24 protein-coding genes are annotated in these 19,893 nt (G+C 74.7%); 19 read left to right on the top strand and 5 right to left on the bottom strand.

The window, feature by feature from the left end; translation table 11 throughout:
• The first annotated feature begins 3 nt into the window (after positions 1 to 3).
• The 7 genes from rpsM to truA all read left to right on the top strand — a co-directional run bounded on the left by rpsM (position 4) and on the right by truA (position 4,801).
• Positions 4 to 384, top strand: coding sequence for a 30S ribosomal protein S13 (rpsM, locus tag ABC795_RS15085; protein WP_347058002.1), 381 nt, complete (start codon positions 4 to 6; stop codon positions 382 to 384).
• A gap of 103 nt (positions 385 to 487) precedes the next feature.
• Positions 488 to 895 (top strand): 30S ribosomal protein S11, encoded by a 408-nt coding sequence (gene rpsK, locus ABC795_RS15080; protein WP_014377968.1) that lies wholly within the window; start codon positions 488 to 490, stop codon positions 893 to 895.
• Positions 896 to 928: 33 nt separating this feature from the next.
• A complete protein-coding gene (rpsD, locus tag ABC795_RS15075) occupies positions 929 to 1,555 on the top strand; it encodes a 30S ribosomal protein S4 (protein WP_347058001.1) in 627 nt (208 codons plus the stop codon).
• 148 nt (positions 1,556 to 1,703) lie between these two features.
• Positions 1,704 to 2,780, top strand: coding sequence for a DNA-directed RNA polymerase subunit alpha (locus tag ABC795_RS15070; protein WP_347058000.1), 1,077 nt, complete (start codon positions 1,704 to 1,706; stop codon positions 2,778 to 2,780).
• Between the two features lie 176 nt (positions 2,781 to 2,956).
• Positions 2,957 to 3,559, top strand: coding sequence for a 50S ribosomal protein L17 (gene rplQ / locus ABC795_RS15065; RefSeq protein ID WP_347057999.1), 603 nt, complete (start codon positions 2,957 to 2,959; stop codon positions 3,557 to 3,559).
• Positions 3,556 to 3,930 carry a hypothetical protein gene (locus ABC795_RS15060; protein WP_347057998.1) on the top strand — a complete coding sequence of 125 codons (375 nt, stop codon included), beginning with the start codon at positions 3,556 to 3,558 and terminating at the stop codon, positions 3,928 to 3,930. The genes rplQ and ABC795_RS15060 overlap by 4 nt, the downstream gene beginning before the upstream one ends.
• A gap of 7 nt (positions 3,931 to 3,937) precedes the next feature.
• A complete protein-coding gene (gene truA, locus ABC795_RS15055) occupies positions 3,938 to 4,801 on the top strand; it encodes a tRNA pseudouridine(38-40) synthase TruA (RefSeq protein WP_347060731.1) in 864 nt (287 codons plus the stop codon).
• 39 nt (positions 4,802 to 4,840) lie between these two features.
• On the opposite strand, the gene ABC795_RS15050 is transcribed toward truA, so the two are convergent.
• Both ABC795_RS15050 and ABC795_RS15045 read right to left on the bottom strand, forming a co-directional pair.
• Positions 4,841 to 5,506: an NAD(P)H-binding protein gene (locus ABC795_RS15050; RefSeq protein ID WP_347057997.1), complete on the bottom strand. Its 666-nt coding sequence runs from the start codon at positions 5,504 to 5,506 to the stop codon at positions 4,841 to 4,843.
• A gap of 9 nt (positions 5,507 to 5,515) precedes the next feature.
• Positions 5,516 to 6,106: an NTP transferase domain-containing protein gene (locus ABC795_RS15045; RefSeq protein WP_347057996.1), complete on the bottom strand. Its 591-nt coding sequence runs from the start codon at positions 6,104 to 6,106 to the stop codon at positions 5,516 to 5,518.
• Between the two features lie 41 nt (positions 6,107 to 6,147).
• Between ABC795_RS15045 and fdhD the strand changes: the two genes are divergently transcribed.
• Entirely contained in the window at positions 6,148 to 6,975 is an 828-nt protein-coding gene (gene fdhD, locus ABC795_RS15040; protein ID WP_347057995.1) for a formate dehydrogenase accessory sulfurtransferase FdhD, read from the top strand.
• A 149-nt stretch (positions 6,976 to 7,124) separates the two neighbouring features.
• On the opposite strand, the gene ABC795_RS15035 is transcribed toward fdhD, so the two are convergent.
• Genes ABC795_RS15035 through glp form a run of 3 tightly spaced genes read right to left on the bottom strand, consistent with a single transcriptional unit; the run spans position 7,125 to position 9,288 of the window.
• Positions 7,125 to 7,622 carry a MogA/MoaB family molybdenum cofactor biosynthesis protein gene (locus ABC795_RS15035; RefSeq protein ID WP_347057994.1) on the bottom strand — a complete coding sequence of 166 codons (498 nt, stop codon included), beginning with the start codon at positions 7,620 to 7,622 and terminating at the stop codon, positions 7,125 to 7,127.
• Positions 7,619 to 8,092 (bottom strand): cyclic pyranopterin monophosphate synthase MoaC, encoded by a 474-nt coding sequence (moaC, locus tag ABC795_RS15030; RefSeq protein WP_347057993.1) that lies wholly within the window; start codon positions 8,090 to 8,092, stop codon positions 7,619 to 7,621. The genes ABC795_RS15035 and moaC overlap by 4 nt, the downstream gene beginning before the upstream one ends.
• Positions 8,089 to 9,288 (bottom strand): gephyrin-like molybdotransferase Glp, encoded by a 1,200-nt coding sequence (glp, locus tag ABC795_RS15025; protein ID WP_347057992.1) that lies wholly within the window; start codon positions 9,286 to 9,288, stop codon positions 8,089 to 8,091. The genes moaC and glp overlap by 4 nt, the downstream gene beginning before the upstream one ends.
• A gap of 87 nt (positions 9,289 to 9,375) precedes the next feature.
• Between glp and ABC795_RS15020 the strand changes: the two genes are divergently transcribed.
• The 11 genes from ABC795_RS15020 to tsaE all read left to right on the top strand — a co-directional run bounded on the left by ABC795_RS15020 (position 9,376) and on the right by tsaE (position 19,774).
• Complete coding sequence (locus ABC795_RS15020; RefSeq protein WP_347057991.1) at positions 9,376 to 9,885, top strand: carbonic anhydrase; 510 nt, start codon at positions 9,376 to 9,378, stop codon at positions 9,883 to 9,885.
• 166 nt (positions 9,886 to 10,051) lie between these two features.
• Positions 10,052 to 10,495, top strand: a complete 444-nt coding sequence (rplM, locus tag ABC795_RS15015) for a 50S ribosomal protein L13 (RefSeq protein WP_091929078.1) — start codon at positions 10,052 to 10,054, stop codon at positions 10,493 to 10,495.
• A complete protein-coding gene (rpsI, locus tag ABC795_RS15010) occupies positions 10,492 to 10,911 on the top strand; it encodes a 30S ribosomal protein S9 (RefSeq protein WP_347057990.1) in 420 nt (139 codons plus the stop codon). The genes rplM and rpsI overlap by 4 nt, the downstream gene beginning before the upstream one ends.
• Positions 10,912 to 10,922: 11 nt before the next feature.
• Positions 10,923 to 12,266 (top strand): phosphoglucosamine mutase, encoded by a 1,344-nt coding sequence (gene glmM / locus ABC795_RS15005; protein WP_347057989.1) that lies wholly within the window; start codon positions 10,923 to 10,925, stop codon positions 12,264 to 12,266.
• 75 nt (positions 12,267 to 12,341) lie between these two features.
• Complete coding sequence (gene glmS, locus ABC795_RS15000) at positions 12,342 to 14,210, top strand: glutamine--fructose-6-phosphate transaminase (isomerizing) (RefSeq protein WP_347057988.1); 1,869 nt, start codon at positions 12,342 to 12,344, stop codon at positions 14,208 to 14,210.
• A gap of 115 nt (positions 14,211 to 14,325) precedes the next feature.
• Positions 14,326 to 14,712, top strand: coding sequence for a holo-ACP synthase (locus ABC795_RS14995; protein WP_347057987.1), 387 nt, complete (start codon positions 14,326 to 14,328; stop codon positions 14,710 to 14,712).
• Positions 14,709 to 16,202, top strand: a complete 1,494-nt coding sequence (locus tag ABC795_RS14990; RefSeq protein ID WP_347057986.1) for an NAD(P)H-hydrate dehydratase — start codon at positions 14,709 to 14,711, stop codon at positions 16,200 to 16,202. Before ABC795_RS14995 ends, ABC795_RS14990 begins: the two co-directional genes overlap by 4 nt.
• Positions 16,199 to 17,335: an alanine racemase gene (gene alr, locus ABC795_RS14985; RefSeq protein ID WP_347057985.1), complete on the top strand. Its 1,137-nt coding sequence runs from the start codon at positions 16,199 to 16,201 to the stop codon at positions 17,333 to 17,335. Before ABC795_RS14990 ends, alr begins: the two co-directional genes overlap by 4 nt.
• The gene (locus ABC795_RS14980) at positions 17,335 to 18,528 is read left to right on the top strand and encodes an alpha/beta hydrolase (RefSeq protein WP_347057984.1); all 1,194 of its coding nucleotides are present in this window, start codon (positions 17,335 to 17,337) and stop codon (positions 18,526 to 18,528) included. Before alr ends, ABC795_RS14980 begins: the two co-directional genes overlap by 1 nt.
• Before the next feature lie 149 nt (positions 18,529 to 18,677).
• Positions 18,678 to 19,325 (top strand): uracil-DNA glycosylase, encoded by a 648-nt coding sequence (locus tag ABC795_RS14975; RefSeq protein WP_347057983.1) that lies wholly within the window; start codon positions 18,678 to 18,680, stop codon positions 19,323 to 19,325.
• Positions 19,322 to 19,774: a tRNA (adenosine(37)-N6)-threonylcarbamoyltransferase complex ATPase subunit type 1 TsaE gene (tsaE, locus tag ABC795_RS14970; protein WP_347057982.1), complete on the top strand. Its 453-nt coding sequence runs from the start codon at positions 19,322 to 19,324 to the stop codon at positions 19,772 to 19,774. Before ABC795_RS14975 ends, tsaE begins: the two co-directional genes overlap by 4 nt.
• Positions 19,775 to 19,893: the final 119 nt, after the last annotated feature.

Raw genomic sequence — 19,893 nt, 5'->3', positions numbered from 1 at the left:
AACATGGCACGACTGGCTGGCGTCGACCTGCCCCGCGAGAAGCGGATGGAGATCGCGCTCACCTACATCTATGGCATCGGCAGGCACCACGCCAAGGAGACCCTGGCCGCGACGGGCGTCAGCCCGGACCTGCGCGCCAAGGACCTCAGCGACGAGGACCTGCTCAAGCTGCGCGACTACATCGACGAGCACTTCCGCGTCGAGGGTGACCTGCGGCGCGAGGTCGCCGGCGACATCCGCCGGAAGATCGAGATCGGTTCCTACCAGGGGCTTCGGCACCGGCGTGGGCTCCCGGTGCACGGTCAGCGCACCAAGACCAATGCGCGCTCGAGCAAGGGCCCGCGCAAGACCATCGCCGGCAAGAAGAAGGCCGGCAAGAAGTAGACACACGGGGGGCTCCGCCCCCCGTGGACCCCCCGCCCGCCCGCGCGTTCGCAGGGACGGCGAGCGGGGGTCAGGCCACGAAGAGAAGGAACCCGACAAACATATGCCTCCCAGGGCTCGCGCCGCGGCTGGTGCCAAGAAGGTCCGCCGCAAGGAGAAGAAGAACGTCGCTCACGGTGCTGCGCACATCAAGAGCACGTTCAACAACACGATCGTCTCGATCACCGACCCCAACGGCAACGTGATCAGCTGGGCCTCGGCCGGCCACGTCGGCTTCAAGGGCTCCCGCAAGTCCACGCCCTTCGCCGCGCAGATGGCCGCGGAGAATGCGGCCCGCAAGGCGCAGGAGCACGGCATGCGCAAGGTGGACGTCTTCGTGAAGGGTCCCGGCTCCGGCCGCGAGACCGCGATCCGCTCCCTGCAGGCCACCGGCCTCGAGGTCGGGCAGATCCAGGACGTCACGCCGCAGCCGCACAACGGCTGCCGCCCCAAGAAGCGCCGCCGGGTCTGACCGGTCACTGACGAGACGAAGAGGTAGATAGACGTGGCCCGTTACACCGGAGCCGACTGCCGCATGTGCCGGCGCGAGAAGATGAAGCTGTTCCTCAAGGGCAGCAAGTGCGAGTCACCGAAGTGCCCGATCGAGATCCGGCCGTACCCGCCGGGCGAGCACGGCCGTGGCCGGAGCAAGGACAGCGAGTACCTGCTCCAGCTCCGCGAGAAGCAGAAGGCCCGCCGCATCTACGGCGTGCTGGAGAAGCAGTTCCGCGGCTACTACGAAGAGGCCAACCGCAAGACCGGCAAGACCGGTGAGGTCCTGCTGCAGATCCTCGAGTCGCGGCTGGACAACGTGGTCTACCGGGCCGGCTTCGCCGAGTCCCGCGACATGGCCCGCCAGCTGGTGCGCCACGGTCACATCCGGGTGAACGGCCGCAAGGTCGACATCCCGTCGTACCGGGTCAGCGAGAACGACATCATCGAGGTCGCCGAGAAGTCGCGCACCATGATGCCGTTCGAGGTCGCCCAGGCCCGCGCCGGCGAGCGTCCGGTGCCGGCGTGGCTCGAGGTCATCAGCAGCCAGCTGCGCGTGCTCGTGCACAGCATCCCGGCCCGCCAGGTGATCGACACCCCGGTCCAGGAGCAGCTGATCGTCGAGCTGTACTCGAAGTAGCAGGACCCCGTCCTCCTCACCCCTCGCAGGCTCGGGGTGAGCCTCTGGACGGGGCCATGGCTCCGGCGGGCGGACAGATGCCCGCCGGAGCCCGCACCACCCCTCACGGCGTCATATGGCGGGTGCCGGAGGACCTGAAGGAGAAGCAATGCTCATCGCACAGCGCCCCACGCTGACCGAGGAGACCATCTCGGAGCAGCGCTCGCGGTTCATCATCGAGCCGCTCGAGCCGGGTTTCGGCTACACCCTCGGCAACTCCCTGCGGCGCACGCTGCTGTCGTCCATCCCCGGTGCGGCTGTGACCAGCATCCGCATCGAGGGCACCCTGCACGAGTTCACCACCGTGCCGGGCGTCAAGGAGGACGTCACCGAGATCATCCTGAACCTCAAGGGGCTCGTGGTCAGCTCCGACTCCGACGAGCCGGTGACCATGTACCTGCGCAAGCAGGGCCCCGGCGAGGTCACCGCGGCGGACATCGCCCCGCCGGCCGGCGTCGAGGTGCACAACCCCGAGCTGCACATCGCCACCCTGAACGGGAAGGGCCGGCTCGAGATCGAGCTGGTCGTCGAGCGGGGTCGCGGCTACGTGCCCGCGCCGCAGAACAAGCAGCCCGGCCAGGAGATCGGCCGCATCCCCGTGGACTCGATCTACTCGCCGGTCCTCAAGGTGACCTACGCCGTCGAGGCGACCCGTGTCGAGCAGCGCACCGACTTCGACCGGCTGGTGGTCGACGTCGAGACGAAGCCGTCGATCGCCCCGCGCGACGCCATCGCGTCCGCCGGGTCCACGCTGGTCGAGCTCTTCGGCCTGCTGCGCGAGCTGAACGTCGAGGCCGAGGGCATCGAGGTCGGGCCCAGCCCGGCCGAGGCAGCCGACATCGCGAACTTCTCGATGCCGATCGAGGACATGGACCTCACGGTCCGGTCCTACAACTGCCTCAAGCGCGAGGGCGTGCACACCGTCGGGGAGCTCGTCACCCGTTCCGAGGCCGACCTGCTCGACATCCGGAACTTCGGGGCCAAGTCGATCGACGAGGTCAAGATGAAGCTGGCCGCCATGGGCCTCGCGCTCAAGGACAGCCCGCCCGGGTTCATCCCCACCTCGGTCGAGAGCTACGACGAGGGCTACGAGACCGACGCCTACCAGGGCACGGGCGAGTACGCCGCGGGCTACGACCAGGCGCAGTACGACGAGGGTGCCTACCAGGAGACCGAGCAGCTCTGAGAACGGACCCCGCTGCACCCCGCCGCTCGCACGCGCGCGGCGGGCCCCTGCAGCGGGGCCACTCGGGGCGCGCCACACTGACGCCACGAGCAGTGCAGCACCACCGCAGTACGGACGACAGCAGCACCACGGATGCAGCCGGCAGCGAGCGCCCGGCGGCCTGAGGAAGGACCGACATGCCCACCCCCACCAAGGGTCCCCGTCTCGGCGGGTCCCCCGCGCACGAGCGGCTGATGCTGGCCAACCTGGCCACCTCGCTGTTCGAGCACGGGCGGATCACCACCACCGAGGCGAAGGCCAAGCGGCTGCGTCCGCTGGCCGAGAAGCTGGTGACCTTCGCCAAGCGCGGTGACCTGCACGCCCGTCGTCAGGTGATGACGACCATCCGTGACAAGGACGTCGTCCACACGCTCTTCGCCGAGATCGGTCCTCGCTTCGAGAACCGTCCCGGCGGCTACACCCGGATCACCAAGGTCGGTCCCCGCAAGGGCGACAACGCGCCGATGGCGGTCATCGAGCTGGTCGAGGCCCTCACCGTCGCCCAGCAGGCGGTCGGCGAGGCCGAGCGGGCACGCGGCACGCAGTTCGCCTCGGGCGCCGGTGCCGCCTCCGCGGCCGGTGAGGTCACCGCCGACGCCGTCGAGCCGACGGACTCCGCCGACTCGGTGGAGAGCGTCGACTCGGTCGACAGCGCGGACTCGGCCGACAGCGCGGACACCCCGGACGAGGTCGTCGGCGACGCGCCGGCCGCCCAGGACGAGGGCACGGACGCGCGATGAGCAACCCCGAGAACGTCGCCGGTGCGGGCGCGGCCGGCGTGTCCGCCGGCGGCGGCGACCAGGGCGCCACGTTCCAGGGTGAGACGACCGGGCCCGGCGGGGACACCTCCCCGGCCGTGACCGACGGCAGCGTCACCGACGAGGCGCAGGAGGTCGTCGCCGACGTCTTCAGCCCCGACGGTCAGCGCCAGGACGACGGGGACGTCACCCCGGAGCCGGAGCGCGAGAACGTGGCCGTGGTCGAGGACCCGGCGCTCTCTCCGGAGGTCGCCCGGGCGGCGGCAGCGGAGATCGAGGCCGCCGAGCTCGGGGACGCCGCGACCGCCAGCCAGCAGTACCAGGGCGGCGACGCCGCGCCCGACCCGAAGTGATCCGCCGCTGACCATCCATCAGCAGACGGACGAGCCCGCCACCGGTCCCGGTGGCGGGCTCGTCCGTCTTCGTCTGGCGGTCCAGTACGACGGCACCGCATTCCACGGCTGGGCTCGCCAGCCGAGGTTGCGGACCGTGCAGGACGAGCTGGAGCGGGGCCTGGCCACGGTGCTGCGCACCGACGTCGACCTCACCGTCGCCGGCCGCACCGACGCCGGGGTGCACGCCACCGGGCAGGTGGTGCACGTCGACGTCCCCCGCGGCGTGTGGGCGGACCAGCGGGCCAAGCTGGTCCGCCGGCTGCGAGGGGTCCTGCCGACGGACGTGGCCGTTCCGCAGGTGACGGAGGCGCCCCCGGACTTCGACGCCCGGTTCGGGGCCCTGGCGCGGCACTACGTGTACCGGCTGACCGACGGGCCGGCCGGACCGTCGCCGCTGCGCCGGGCCGACACCGTGGCGTGGCCGCGCAGGCTGGACGCCGCCGCGATGGACCTGGCCGCCGGCCTCCTCCTCGGTCAGCACGACTTCGCCGCCTACTGCAAGCGGCGTGACGGTGCGACGACCATCCGGACCCTGCTGCGGCTCGCCGTGGCCCGTCAGACGGAGGACGACGGCTCCGAGACGGTGCGGGTCGAGGCATCGGCCGACGCGTTCTGCCACTCCATGGTCCGCAGCCTGGTCGGCGGGCTCGTCGCCGTGGGGGAGGGGCGGCGCCCGCTGGGCTGGCCGGCAGGTCTGCTGGCCCGCAGGGAGCGGGCGAGCGACGTGCCGGTCGCGCCCGCGCACGGGCTGACGCTGGTGGCGGTCGACTACCCGGACGACGCCGAGCTGGCCGCCCGCGCTGCGGTCACCCGGGCCCGCCGGGCCTGATGCCCGGACCGGCGAGGAGCCGGTCCGGGCGCGCTGCCGTCACGGCACCGCGGCGACGGCCTCGGCCACGGGGGTCTCGCCGGAGACCAGCTCCACGACGGCGCCGTCGCGCGGGGAGTCGAGGAAGGCCAGCAGCACGGCGGCGACGTCGTCGCGGGGGATCTCGCCGCGCTCGACGTGCCGGTCGAGGGTGACCCGGCCGGTGCCGGGCCCGTCGGTGAGGCCGCCCGGCCGCAGGACCGTCACGGCGAGCGCCGGACGCGCCAGGAGGTCCTGCTCGGCGGCCAGCTTGGCGCGCAGGTAGGCGGCGAACACCTCGTCGACACCCTCCGGGGCGGCGCCGTCGGCGACCAGGTCGGTGCCCATGGACGAGACCAGCAGGTACGTGCGCACCCCCGCCCGCTCGGCGGCGTCGGCGAGCAGGACGGCCGCGCCGCGGTCGACCGTGTCCTTGCGGGCCGCGCCGCTACCGGGCCCGGCGCCGGCGGCGAAGACCACCGCGTCGGCGCCGGACAGGACCTCGGCCACGTCGACGACCGACGCGGACTCGAGGTCGAGGACCACCGGCGTGACGCCGTCGTCCTCCAGGTCGGACCGGTGGTCGGGATTGCGGACGAGGCCGAGGACGGTGTCGTCGCGGGCGGAGAGCAGACGGCCGAGGCGGCGGGCGACCTGCCCGTGGGCCCCGGCGAGGACGATGCGCATCCGCAGGGCCTACCCGGTAGCGCCGGGGGCTACCTCCCGTGCCCGGGCCAGCTCCTCGGGGGTGTCGCAGTCCAGCCACGGAGCCACCTCGCCGGGCGCCGGCGCGGGGTGGTGCCGGTCTACCGCGAGGCCGGCCACCGCGCGGTGGAGCGCCCGCGGGCCGTCCGGGTCACCGACCGCGCGGCGCAGCGCCGCGGTGCGCCACACGCCCAGCAGGAGCTGGTCCCGACCGGCGTCGTCGACGACGAGGACGCCGTCCCGGTGGAGTCGCCGGCGCAGCTCGCCGACGAGCCCGCGGGTGACGAAGGGCAGGTCGGCGGCGAGGACCGCCACCACGTCGGCGTCCACGGCGACCAGCCCGGCCCGCAGCGCCGCCACGGGCCCGCCGCCCGGCGGGTCCTCCCGGGTGAGGACGACGTCCCCCGGGACCTCCTGCCGAGGGCCGACCACGATCCGCTGCGCCGCGTCGCCCACGGCGATGAGGACGGCGGCGAGCATCGTCCGGCCGCCGACCCGCAGCTGCGGCTTGGCCTGCCCGCCCAGCCGCTGGGCCCGGCCGCCGGCCAGCACCACGGCCGCGTACGGCGGGAAGTCCTCCATGGCAGCACCGTAGGCCGCCGGGCGTGGGTACCGTCCACGTCGTGGGACGAGTCACCAGCCGCACCCCGGTGCTGCGCATCCGTGGTCAGCACCGCACCACCCGACCCGACGCCGTGGCGGCGGAGGAGCCGTTGGAGATCCGGCTGAACGGCACGCCGCTGGCGGTGACGATGCGCACGCCGGGCGACGACTTCGACCTGGTCCACGGCTTCCTCGCCACCGAGGGGGCGATCCGCGGTGCCGACGACGTGGCCGGCCTGCGCTACTGCGACTCCGTGGACGCCGACGGGCGCAACACCTACAACGTCGTGGACGTCGACCTCGCACCCGGCGTGCCCGTGCCGGACACGGGGCTCGAGCGGAACTTCTACACGTCCAGCTCCTGCGGGGTGTGCGGCAAGGCCAGCATCGACGCGATCCGCACCAAGACCGCCTACGACCTCGCCGGCGACGCGGTCCGTCTGCCGCTGGAGGTGCTCCTGGCGCTGCCGGACCGCCTGCGGGCCGCCCAGCAGGTCTTCGACAAGACCGGCGGGCTGCACGCGGCCGGGCTGGCCACGGCCGGCGGGGAGCTCGTGGCGGTGCGGGAGGACGTCGGCCGGCACAACGCGGTGGACAAGGTGATCGGCGACGGCGTCCGCGAGGGCCGGCTGCCGCTGGCCGGGCACGTGCTGATGGTGAGCGGCCGGGCGAGCTTCGAGCTGACCCAGAAGGCGGCGATGGCCGGCATCCCGGTGCTCGCCGCGGTGTCGGCGCCGTCGTCGCTGGCCGTGGAGCTGGCCCGCGAGGTCGGCATCACGCTGGTCGGCTTCCTCCGGGGTGACGGCTGCAACGTCTACACCCACCAGGACCGGATCGTGCTGGACTGAACCGACCGGACCACGCCACCTCGCCACCGTGAGCCGCCTGCGATGGCGGTGCCGGCGGACGGGGCCGGAGGCTCCTCCGACGGTGACGCGGACTCGCTCAACGCAGCCGGGGGACGGCCGTTGGCCGCGGTGTCGTCCGGAGGACGACATCAAGCATGGTCGCCGCCACGGAGCTGGCTCACGACGTGCGGGAGCAGCGGCCCGAGGACGGCGAGGCCGTCCTTCACCCCGCCCGTGGAGCCGGGCAGGTTGACTATCAGCGTGCGGGCCGCGGTGCCGGCCACCCCGCGGGAGAGCACCGCCGTCGGCACGCCGTTGTCGCTGCCGTACCGCCGGACGGCCTCGGCGAGGCCGGGCGCCTCCCGCTCGAGCACCCGGCGGGTGGCCTCCGGGGTGACGTCGGTGGGGGAGAGGCCGGTCCCGCCGGTGGTGACGACCACGTCGACCCCGAGGTCCACCGCCGCCCGGATGACCGCCTCGAGTTCGTCGACGTCGTCGGGGCGCACGTGCGGCCCCTCGACGGCGAAGCCGAGCCCGCGCAGCCCGGCGGCGAGCGCCTGACCGCTGCGGTCCTCGTACACGCCCGCGTAGGCCCGGTTCGAGGCCGTCAGCACCCACGCCCGGGCGGCCATCGGCAGCTCGCTCACCGGGTCCACTCCCCGCTCCTGCCGCCGCTCTTGCGCAGCAGCCGCACGTCGGTGATCGACGCCCGCGGATCGACCGCCTTCACCATGTCGATCATCGTCAGCCCGGCGACGGCGACCGAGGTCAGCGCCTCCATCTCCACACCGGTGCGGTCCGCCGTGCGGGCGGTCGCGGTGATCTCGACGGCGTCATCGGTCACCTCGAGCTCGACGGTGACGCCGTGCAGCGCGATGGGGTGGCACAGCGGGACGAGGTCGGGCGTCCGCTTGGCCCCGGCGATGCCGGCGATCCGGGCCACGGCGACCGCGTCGCCCTTGGGCACGCCGGTCCCGCGGAGCAGGTCGACGACCTCCCGGCTGACCAGCACCCGGCCGGCGGCGGTCGCCTCCCGGGCGGTGACCCCCTTCGCGCTGACGTCGACCATGCGCGCGGCCCCGTGCTCGTCGACGTGGGTGAGACGTGTCTCGGTCATTGGAGCGCTCCCTCGATCAGCACGACGTCGACCTCGGCGCCGGCGGGCAGTTCGGTGACGTCCTCGGGGACGACCACCAGGCAGTTGGCGCGGGCCAGGTGCGCGACCAGGTGCGACCCGGGGCCGCCGACCTGGGAGACGACGCCGCCGTCGTAGCGGCCGCGCAGGAACTGGCGCCGGCCGGCGGGCGAGCGCAAGGGGCCGGCGAGCCGGGCCGGGACGCGCAGCCGGTCCGGCGCGGTGTGCCCGAGCGCCCGGCGCAGCGCCGGGCGGACGAAGACCTCGAAGGAGACGAACGCGCTCACCGGGTTGCCGGGGAGGGTGACCACCGGCACGCCGTCGACCGTGCCGGCGCCCTGCGGCCCGCCGGGCTGCATCGCGACCTTGACGAAGTCGACGGTGCCCAGGGTCCCGAAGGCGTCCTTCACGACCTCGTAGGCGCCGGCGCTCACGCCGCCGCTGGTGACCAGCAGGTCCGCGGTCGCGAGCTCCGCCCGGACCGTGCCGAGGAACTGGTCGACGTCGTCGGGGACGAAGTGCAGCCGCCGGGCGGTGCCGCCCGCCTCCTCGACCGCCGCCACCAGCAGCATCGAGTTCGACTCGTAGATCTGGCCCGGGGCGAGCTCCTCGCCGGGGGCGACCAGCTCGCTGCCGGTCGAGAGCACCAGCACCCGGGGGCGCCGCCGGACCCGCAGCTCGGTGATGCCCACGGCGGCGGCCAGCCCGAGCTGCGCGGCGCCGAGCGGTGCGCCGGGGGAGAGGGCGACGGTGCCGGCCGCGATGTCCTCGCCGGCGCGGCGCAGGTGGCTGCCGACCGGGGGGCAGTCCCGCAGCTCGACGACGTCGGTGCCGCCGTCGGTCAGCTCGACCGGGACGACGACGTCGGCTCCGGGGGGCAGCGGGGCGCCGGTCATGATGCGGTGTGCCGTGCCCGGCGCCAGCGGGACGACGTCGGTGCGCCCGGCCGGGATGTCCTCGGCCACCGGCAGCCGGACGGGGAGGCCCGCGCCGCCGACCTCGGCCCAGCGCACGGCGTAGCCGTCCATCGCGGAGTTGTCGAACCCCGGCAGCGGCACCGCGGCGACGACGTCGCGGGACAGCACCCGGCCGTGGGCCGCCGCGAGCGGCACCGTCTCCTCGGGGGAGGCCTGCAGCAGGGCGTCCACCACCGCCTGGTGTTCCTCGACCGTGCGCACCAGCCCATCCTGGCCGATTCCGCCCGGGCGCACCTCGCCGCCCGCCGGTTAGTGTCCCCGGCACCACCAGGAGAGGGAGGGGGCCGCATGGCCGAGATCGACCGGATGCTCGAGGCGAACGAGCAGTGGGCGCAGCAGTTCCCCGGCAGCAAGCCGGTGGCGCCGGCGCGGAAGGTCGCCGTCGTCGCCTGCATGGACTCGCGGATGCCGCTGTTCCCGCTGCTGGGGCTCGAGGTGGGTGACGCGCACGTCATCCGCAACGCCGGCGGGGTGGTCACCGAGGACACCGTCCGTTCGCTGACGATCTCCCAGCACCTGCTCGGCACCCGCGAGATCGTGCTGGTGCACCACACCGACTGCGGGCTGCAGAAGAGCAACGACGTCGACTTCGCCGACCTGGTGGAGAAGGCCACGGGCCGTCGGCCGCCGTGGGCCGCGCGCACCTTCACCGACGTCGACGCCGACGTGCGCGAGTCCATCCGCCTGCTGCAGGACTGCCCGTACCTGCTCTCGCACGAGGTCCGCGGAACCGTCTACGACGTGGAGACCGGCCGCCTGCGTGAGATCGAGGACCCTGCTGCCCCCCACCGCTCGTAGACTCGCGACGGGCCCTGCAGGAGGGCCAGGTCGAGGTCGTGGCTCGGGCTGGTATCGTGCTCGGTTGGCGCGTGTGCCGGCTGGTGCCCGCGCGTCGTCGCTGTCTCCCGTGCTCGGTGAGGCGATCCCACCAGCCATCCCGACGACGACGGAGGACACGAGCGCCGTGCGCACGTACACCCCCAAGCCCGGCGAGGTCGCCCGGGCCTGGCACGTCATCGACGCCACTGACGTGGTGCTCGGTCGACTGGCCAGCCAGACCGCGCAGCTCCTGCGCGGCAAGCACAAGCCCCAGTACGCCCCGCACGTCGACGTCGGCGACTTCGTCGTCATCGTCAACGCCGGCAAGGTCGCCCTGACGGGGTCGAAGCGGGACGACAAGCTCGCCTACCGGCACTCCGGTCACCCGGGTGGTCTCAAGACCATCAACGTCGGCGACCAGCTGCGCACGCACCCCGACCGGGTCATCGAGCGCGCGATCAAGGGCATGCTCCCGCACAACACCCTCGGTCGGCAGATGCTGAAGAAGCTCAAGGTCTACGCCGGCCCGGAGCACCCGCACGCCGCGCAGCAGCCCCAGACCTACGAGATCAAGCAGGTGGCCCAGTGACCAGCGCACTGACCGTGACCGACGCCGACGGGCGTCCGGTCCAGACCGTCGGCCGGCGCAAGGAAGCGGTCGTCCGCGTCCGGCTGCTCCCCGGCACCGGCCAGTTCACCCTGAACGGCCGGACCCTCGAGGAGTACTTCCCCAACAAGGTGCACCAGCAGCTCATCCGTGAGCCGTTCGTGACCCTGGAGAAGGGCGAGCAGTACGACGTCGTCGGCATCCTCAAGGGTGGCGGCGTCACGGGCCAGGCCGGCGCGCTGCGCCTGGCCATCGCCCGCGCCCTCATCGAGGTCGAGGCCGAGGACCGCCCCGCCCTCAAGAAGGCCGGCTTCCTGACCCGTGACCCGCGGGTCAAGGAGCGCAAGAAGTACGGGCTCAAGAAGGCCCGCAAGGCGCCTCAGTACTCCAAGCGCTGACCGGTACGTCCGTGGGTCGCCTCTTCGGGACCGACGGCGTCCGGGGTCGGGCCAACTCCGACCTCACGCCGGAGCTGGCCCTCTCGGTGGCGCGTGCCGCCGCAAGCGTGCTCGCCGACCGCGACGGGACCTCGCGTCCCGTCGCGGTCGTCGGCCGCGACCCCCGCGCCAGCGGGGAGATGCTCGAGGCCGCGGTCGTCGCGGGCCTCACGAGCGCCGGAGCCGAGGTGCACCTCGCCGGGGTGGTCCCCACGCCGGCGCTGGCCTGGCTGACCGGCCGCAGCGACGCCGACCTCGGCGTCATGATCTCGGCCAGCCACAACCCGATGCCCGACAACGGCATCAAGCTGTTCAGCCGGGGTGGGCACAAGCTCCCCGACGCGCTCGAGGCCGCGATCGAGCGGACCGTCACCTCCGACTCGCTGGAAGGGCACCGCCCCACGGGCAACCTGATCGGCCGCGTGAGCGCGCTGGCCGACGGGACCGACGCCTACGTCGAGCACCTGCTCTCCACCGTGGACCGGCCCCTGACCGGGCTGTCCGTCGTCGTCGACGCCGCCCACGGTGCGGCCGCCGCCGCCGCGCCGGAGGTCTACCGCCGCGCCGGGGCCACCGTCCACGCGATCGGCTGCGAGCCCGACGGCTGGAACATCAACGACGGCGTCGGATCCACCCACCTCGAGCCGCTGATCGCGGCCGTCCGCGAGCGCGGCGCCGACATCGGCATCGCCCACGACGGTGACGCCGACCGCTGCCTCGCCGTGACCGCCGCCGGTGACGTCGTCGACGGCGACGCCATCCTCGCGGTGTGCGCGCTGGCCCTGCACGAGCGCGGGGCGCTGAAGTCCGACACCGTCGTCGCCACGGTGATGAGCAACCTCGGCTTCCACCACACCATGCGCGACGCCGGCATCTCGGTGAGCACCACGGCCGTGGGCGACCGCTACGTGCTGGAGACCCTGCGCGCGCACGACCTCAGCCTCGGCGGGGAGCAGAGCGGGCACCTGGTCTTCCTGGACCACGCCACCACGGGCGACGGGCTGCTCACCGGCCTGGCCCTGCTCTCCCGCATGGCCGCCACCGGCGCTTCCCTGGCGGAGCTGACCTCCGTGGTGCAGCGGCTGCCGCAGGTGCTGATCAACGTCCCCGTCTCCGACCGGCTCGCCGTCGCCGAGAGCGACGAGGTCGCCGCCGCCGTCAACGCGGTGGCGGCGGAGCTGGGCGACGCCGGCCGGGTGCTGCTGCGCCCGTCGGGCACCGAGCAGCTGGTCCGCGTGATGGTGGAGGCTCCCACCCAGGAGCAGGCCGACACCGTCGCCCGGCGTCTCGCGGCCGTCGTCGCCGCGGCGGGCTGACCGCCTCACCCGTCGGGGCTGCGGGGACCCGCGCGCGGGCACGATGGCCGGTCGGCTCCCGGTACCCTCGGTCCAATGTGCGGCATCGTGGGATACGTCGGCCCTCAGGACGCCCTCGGCGTCGTCCTCGAGGGGCTGCGCCGGCTCGAGTACCGCGGGTACGACTCCGCGGGCATCGCCGTCGTCGCCGGCGGTGAGCTGAGCACGGCGAAGAAGGCCGGCAAGCTGGCCAACCTGGAGAAGGTGCTGGCCGACCAGCCGCTGCCGGAGGCCACGATCGGCATCGGGCACACCCGCTGGGCCACCCACGGTGGCCCGACCGACCGCAACGCCCATCCGCACGTCTCCGCCGACGGCGCGGTCGCGGTGATCCACAACGGGATCATCGAGAACTTCGCGGCGCTGCGGGCCGAGTGCGAGACCGCCGGCGTGGAGTTCACCTCCGAGACCGACACCGAGGTGGTCGCCCACCTGCTCGCCGCCGTCTACGAGACCACCCCCGAGGGGTCCGGGCGGCTGGCCGAGGCGATGCGGGCCGTCTGCCAGCGGCTGGAGGGCGCGTTCACCCTCGTCGCCACGCACGTCGCCGAGCCGGACACCCTCGTCGCCGCCCGCCGCAGCAGTCCGCTCGTGGTCGGGGTCGGGGTCGGGGAGGGCGAGTACTTCCTGGGGTCCGACGTCGCCGCCTTCATCGGCCACACCCGGGAGGCCCGCGAGCTCGGCCAGGACCAGGTCGTCGAGATCGACCGCACCCGCGGGCTGTCGGTGACCGGCTTCGACGGCACGCCGGCCGAGCCGACCGCCTACACGGTCGACTGGGACGCGGCCGCCGCCGAGAAGGGCGGCTACGACTGGTTCATGCTCAAGGAGATCGCCGAGCAGCCGCAGGCGGTCGCCGACACCCTGCTCGGCCGCCTGGCCGAGAACGGCGAGCTGGTGCTCGACGAGGTGCGCCTGTCGGACCAGGAGCTGCGCGACGTCGACAAGATCTTCGTCGTCTCCTGCGGCACCAGCTACCACGCGGGCCTGATCGCGAAGTACGCCATCGAGCACTGGACCCGCATCCCCGTCGAGGTCGAGGTCGCCAGCGAGTTCCGCTACCGCGACCCCGTCCTCGACCGCTCCACGCTGGTCATCGTCATCAGCCAGTCCGGCGAGACGATGGACACCCTGATGGCGCTGCGGCACGCCAAGGAGCAGAAGGCCCGCGTGCTGGCCATCTGCAACGCCAACGGCTCGACGATCCCGCGGGAGTCCGACGCCGTCCTCTACACCCACGCCGGCCCCGAGATCGCCGTCGCCTCGACCAAGGCGTTCCTCAGCCAGGTCGTGGCCTGCTACCTGGTCGGGCTGTTCCTCGCCCAGGTGCGCGGGGTGAAGTACGAGGACGAGATCGCCGCGATCGTCGACGACCTCCGGTTGCTGCCCGACGCCGTCGCGCAGGTCCTCGAGCAGATGGAGCCGGTGCGCGAGCTGGGCCGGTCGCTGGCCGACGCGAACACGATCCTGTTCCTGGGCCGCCACGTCGGCTTCCCCGTGGCGCTGGAGGGCGCGCTGAAGCTCAAGGAGCTGGCCTACATCCACGCCGAGGGCTTCGCCGCCGGCGAGCTCAAGCATGGGCCGATCGCCCTGATCGACCAGGGCACCCCCGTGGTGGTCGTGGTGCCCTCGCCGCGCAGCCGCAACTCGGTGCACGGCAAGGTCGTCTCGAACATCCAGGAGGTCCGGGCGCGCGGAGCGCGGACGATCGTCATCGCCGAAGAGGGCGACGACGACGTGCTGCCCTACGCCGACCACCTGATCCGGGTGCCGCGCACGCCCACGCTCATGGCCCCGGTGGTGACCACGGTGCCGCTCCAGGTGCTCGCCTGCGAGATCGCCGACACGCGCGGCTACGACGTCGACCAGCCGCGGAACCTGGCCAAGAGCGTCACGGTGGAGTGAGTTCCCCGACGATCCAGGTCACCCGGGTCCAGGCCGTGGCCCTGGCTCACCGTCGACGGTGAGCCAGGACCCGCTGCGGTGAGCCAGGACGGCGGGCAGGCGGCAGACTGGGCGGATGATCATCGGGGTCGGGATCGACGTCGTGCCGGTGGACCGCTTCGCGTCCTCGCTCGCCCGGACGCCGGGGCTGCGGGACCGGCTGTTCACCACCGACGAGCAGCGCACGCCCTCGGGAGGCCCGCGCACCGGTGAGTCGCTGGCCGCGCGGTTCGCCGCCAAGGAGGCGCTCGCGAAGGCCCTCGGCGCCCCCGGCGACCTGCACTGGCACGACGCGGAGGTGACCGTCGGGGAGCACGGCCGCCCACACCTGGAGGTCCGGGGCTCGGTGGCCGGCCGGGCGGCGCAGCTCGGTGTCACCGCCTGGCACGTCTCGCTCAGCCACGACGGCGGCATCGCCTCGGCGGTCGTCGTCGCCGAGGGCCTGGCCCGGGAGGGCACGTGATCGGACTGCATCCCGCCGCGGAGATCCGGGCGGCCGAGGCCCCGCTGCTCGCCTCCCTGCCCGATGGCGCGCTCATGCAGCGCGCGGCCGCGGGGCTGGCCACCGTCTGCCTCCGGCTGCTGGGCCGCTCCTACGGCGCCCGTGTCGGGCTGCTCGTGGGCGCGGGCAACAACGGTGGCGACGCGCTGTTCGCCGGCGCCCGGCTGGCCGCCCGGGGGGCACGGGTCACGGCAGTCCTGCTCGATCCCGCACGGGCGCACGCCGCGGGCCTGTCCGCGCTGCGCGCCGCCGGCGGCCGCAGCGTGCCGCCCGGGGCGGCCGGGCCGGTCCTCGATCGCGCGGACCTGGTCCTCGACGGGATCGTCGGCATCGGCGGCACCGGCGGCCTGCGGCCGGAGGCCGCCGCGCTGGTCGAGCGGGCGGCCGCCGGGCCCGCGCTGATGGTCGCCGTCGACGTGCCGAGCGGGGTGGACGCCGACACCGGGGCCGTCGAGGGCGCCGCCTTCCCCGCCACGCACACGGTCACCTTCGGTGCGGTCAAGCCAGGGCTGGTCGTGGGGGAGGGGCGCGGTCACGCCGGCGAGGTGCACCTGGTCGACATCGGGCTGGGTCCGCACCTGCCCCGGCCCTCCGCCGGCCGCTTCACCGACGCCGACGCGGCCGCGCGGCTGCCGGTCCCGGACGCCGACGACGACAAGTACTCGCAAGGGGTCGTCGGCGTCGTCGCCGGCTCGGCCACCTATCCGGGCGCCGGCGTGCTGTGCACCGGGGCCGCGCTGCGCACCCGGCCCGGACTGGTCCGCTACGCCGGCACAGCCGCCGAGGGCGTGCGCGCCGCCTGGCCGGAGGCCATCGTGACCGAGGGTCGCCCGGCCGACGCCGGCCGGGTGCAGGCCTGGGTGGTGGGCCCCGGCACGGGCACCGACGACGACGCGCGCAGCGTCCTGGCCGAGGTGCTCGGCACCGACCTGCCGGTGCTCGTGGACGCCGACGCGCTGACGCTGCTCGCCCGGGAGCCGGAGCTGGTGCGGCAGCGTGCGGCTCCCACCGTGCTGACGCCCCACGACCGGGAGTTCGCGCGGTTCGGGTCGGCCGGGGGCGGTGGAGCCGGTGGCGGAACGGTCGGCGACGACCGGATCGGCGCCGCGCGGCGGCTGGCCGGGGATCTGGGCGTCGTCGTCCTGCTCAAGGGAGAGGCCACCGTGGTCGCCGGCCCGGACGGCACCGCCTTCGTCAACGCCACCGGCACCCCCTGGCTGGCCACGGCGGGCACCGGCGACGTCCTGTCCGGCATCGCCGGCGCGCTGCTGGCCACGGGGCTGCCGGCAGCGGAGGCGGCCGCTACGGCGGCGCACGTGCACGGGCGGGCCGGCCAGGTCGCCGCGGCGAACGGCCCGCTGATCGCCGGCGACCTCGTGCGGCACCTCCCCGCGGCGATCGACCGGGTACGCGGTGCCCGGTCGGGCGGCCTGCCAGACTCGGAGCCGTGACGAACGGGACCGGAGCAGAGGTCGTCGTCGACCTCGACGCGATCGCGGCGAACACCGCGGTGCTGCGCGAGCGCGTCGGCCGCCCGCTGATGGCGGTCGTGAAGGCCGACGGCTACGGGCACGGCCTGGTGCCCGCCGCGCGCGCGACCCTCGTCGGCGGGGCCGACCAGCTCGGGGTGGCCGTCCTGGACGAGGCGCTGGCGCTGCGGGCCGCCGGGATCACCGCGCCGGTGCTCGCGTGGCTGCACGGGCCGGGCGCCGACTTCACCGCGGCGCTCGCCGCCGACGTCGAGGTGTCGGTGAACGCCGCCTGGGGCCTCGCGGAGGTGGTGGCCGCCGCCCGCGCGACCGGCCGCACCGCACGGCTGCACCTGTTCGTCGACACCGGGCTCTCCCGCGAGGGCGCTCCCATGGCCGAGTGGCCGGGGCTGGTGGACGCAGCCGCGCGGGCCCAGGGCGACGGCGACGTCGCCGTGGTGGGGGTGTGGAGCCACATGGCCTACGCCGACGCCCCGGCGCACCCCACCATCGCCGCCCAGGTGCGGGTGTTCGAGGAGGCGATCGCCCTCGCGCGCGCGGCCGGGCTGACCGAGGCCCGCTGCCACCTGGCGAACTCCGCGGCCACCGTGGCCCTGCCGGGCACCTGGTTCGACATGGTGCGCCCGGGCATCGCCGTCTACGGGCTGGACCCGCTGGGCGGGAACGCCGCCGACCACGGTCTCCGGCCGGCGATGACGGTGCGCGCCCGCGTCGCGCTGACCAAGCGGGTGGCCGCCGGGGCGGGGGTGTCCTACGGGCACACCTACGCCACCGCGGCCGAGACGACGCTCGCCCTCGTGCCGGCCGGCTACGCCGACGGGGTGCCGCGGGCCGGCGGGAACCGGGCCCCGGTGCTCGCGGCCGGGCGGCAGCGGACGATCGCCGGGCGGGTGTGCATGGACCAGTTCGTCGTCGACGTCGGGGACGACCCGGTCGCGCCCGGCGACGAGGTGGTGCTCTGGGGCCCGGGGAGCGACGGGGAGCCGACCGCCCAGCAGTGGGCCGACGCCGTCGACACGATCCACTACGAGCTGGTCACCCGGATCGGTGGCCGGTTCACCCGCCGGTACGTCGGCTCGGCGGGGGCGGTCTGATGGTGCGCACCCGCCCGCCCGCGGGCCGGCACACCCGCGCGCAGACCGCCGGCCTGCTCGGCGCGGTCCTCGGGCTGGCGGCCGCCGGCACCGCCGCCGGAATGGCCGTCAGCCGCATCGCCGCGCGCCGCGTGCGCGCCGCCGAGCTCGGCCCGGCCGCAGAGCTGCCGCGCGAGCTGACCGACGGGCAACTCCGCCAGGTCGACCCGCTGGGCGTCGCGGCCCGACCGGCCGACCGCACCGCGCTGGTCCAGGCCGACGACGGCGTGCTGCTCGCCGTGGAGGAGATCGGGCCGCGGGACGCCCCGCTGACCGTCGTCTTCGTGCACGGCTACACCCTGTCGATGGGGTCGTGGGCCTTCCAGCGGCGCACGCTCGCCGCGGAGCTGGCCACCGGGAACGGGCACCGCCCGCAGGCGCGCCTGATCTTCTACGACCAGCGGGGCCACGGCTCGTCCGGCCGCGGCCCGGCCGAGCACTCCACGATCGAGCAGCTGGCCGCCGACCTCGGGTCGGTCCTGGACGCCCGGGCTCCGCGGGGGCCGGTCGTCCTCGTCGGGCACTCCATGGGCGGCATGACGATCATGGGCCTGGCGGCGATGCGGCCGGAGCTGTTCGGCACCCGGGTCAAGGGTGCCGCGCTGGTCTCCACCTCCAGCGGCAACCTGGCCGGGCTCAGCCTCGGCCTGCCCGAGATGCTCACCCGCGTCCGGGCCGCGGTGCTGCCGGTCGCCGCGTGGACCATGCGGTACCGGCCGGCCTTCGCCGAGCGCACCCGCCGGGCGGCCGCCGAGCTGGTGTCGGCGGCGACGAGGGCGCTGTCGTTCGGCTCGGCCGACGTCGACCCCGCCCTCGTCCGCTACGTCGATGCGATGATCGCCGGCACCCCCGTCGACGTGATCGCGGAGTTCTACCCGGCGTTGGCCGGCCTCGACGAGACCGGCCGGCTGGAACCCCTGCGCCGGGTGCCCACGCTCGTCCTGACCGGGGACCGGGACAAGATGATCCCCAAGGAGCACAGCGACCTCATCGTGGAGCGGCTCGAGCAGACGGGGGAGAACGCCGTCGACTACGTCGTCGTCCCGGGCGCCGGGCACATGGTGACCCTGGAGGAGCCCGACGAGGTGAGCCGTGCGCTGACCGCCCTGCTCCGGCGCGTGGCCGCCGGCCACAGCGTGGAAGTGACGGGCTGACGCGGCCGCCCCGCCGCGGTAGGCGGCGAGCCTGGCGTCGCTGTGGCGGACCCCGCGCGAGCGGCGACCGGGCCGGCCCGCCGGGAGCACGGCCCGCGTGGAGGTGGTCCCGGGGGGAGCGTCCCCGCGCCCGCGGTTAGGGTGCGCGGGTGGCCGCACCCCGTCCGCCCCGGCTCGACGCCGCCGCCGAAGAGGTGGCACGCGCCGCCGGGGCGGCCCCGGACTGGGGGTCCCTGGCCCGCTCGGCGAGCGGGTGCCTGGCCTGTCCCGAGCTGGTGGCCGCGCGGCGCCACGTCGTCGTCGGCGACGTCCCGGTCACCGACCGCCCGCTCGTGGCGATCGTCGGAGAGGCCCCGGGCGCGACGGAGGACGAGACCGGCCGGCCGTTCGTGGGCAGGAGCGGGGCGTTGCTGGACCAGCTGCTGGCCGAGGCGGGGCTGGACCGGAGCCGGACGGCGGTGCTCAACGTGGTGAAGTGCCGCCCGCCCGGCAACCGGACGCCCCGGGCCGACGAGGTGGCCCGCTGCAGCGGCTGGCTGCGGCGCCAGCTCGAGCTGCTCGACCCGCCGGCCGTCCTCGCCCTCGGCCTCTCTGCGGCGAAGTGGTTCCTGGGCCCGCGGACGGTGCTCGCCCGGGCGCGGGAGACCGGGCCCGTCCCGTGGGAGGGCCGGGGGCTGCACGTCACCTACCACCCGTCGGCGGCCATCCGGTTCGGGCCCAACGGTGCGCCGCGGGCCGCGCTGGCCGCGGACCTCCGCCGGCTGGCGTACCTGGTCGGCGCGCGGGAGACACCGTGAAGCGCGCGCACGAGCTGCCCACCCTGGCCGACACCCACGCCCTGGGCGAGGCGCTGGCCGCGCTCGCCCGGCCCGGCGACCTGCTCGTGCTGGTCGGCCCCCTGGGGGCGGGCAAGACCGCCCTGACCCAGGGCATCGGTGCCGGCCTGGGCGTCCGCGAGCCGGTCACCTCGCCGACGTTCGTCATCGCCCGTGTGCACGCGGACGGCCGCATCCCCCTCGTGCACGTCGACGCCTACCGCCTGGGCGGGCACGCCGACGTCGACGACCTCGATCTGGACGCCTCGACGGAGGAGTCGGTGACCGTGGTCGAGTGGGGGCAGGGACTGGTCGAGCAGCTGGCCGACGAGCACCTCGAGGTGCAACTGGACCGCCGCGAGAACGACGTCCGCACGGCGCTGCTGGTGCCGCACGGCCCAGGGTGGACGGCCCGGGTCGACGCGACCTGAGCCGTCCGGATCAGCCGGCCGCGGAGGACGACCGGCCGCCGACAGCCTTCCGCCGTGGACGTGCGGGTGTAGCTGGTCGAGCTGAGCCCGGCTGCGCTGCGCGCGCTCGCGGACGGCGA

Source organism: Blastococcus sp. HT6-30 (assembly GCF_039729015.1).
Taxonomy (GTDB): Bacteria; Actinomycetota; Actinomycetes; order Mycobacteriales; family Geodermatophilaceae; genus Blastococcus.
Note: the sequence above shows the minus strand (reverse complement) of the source record. Positions and strands in the feature narration are given on the sequence as shown.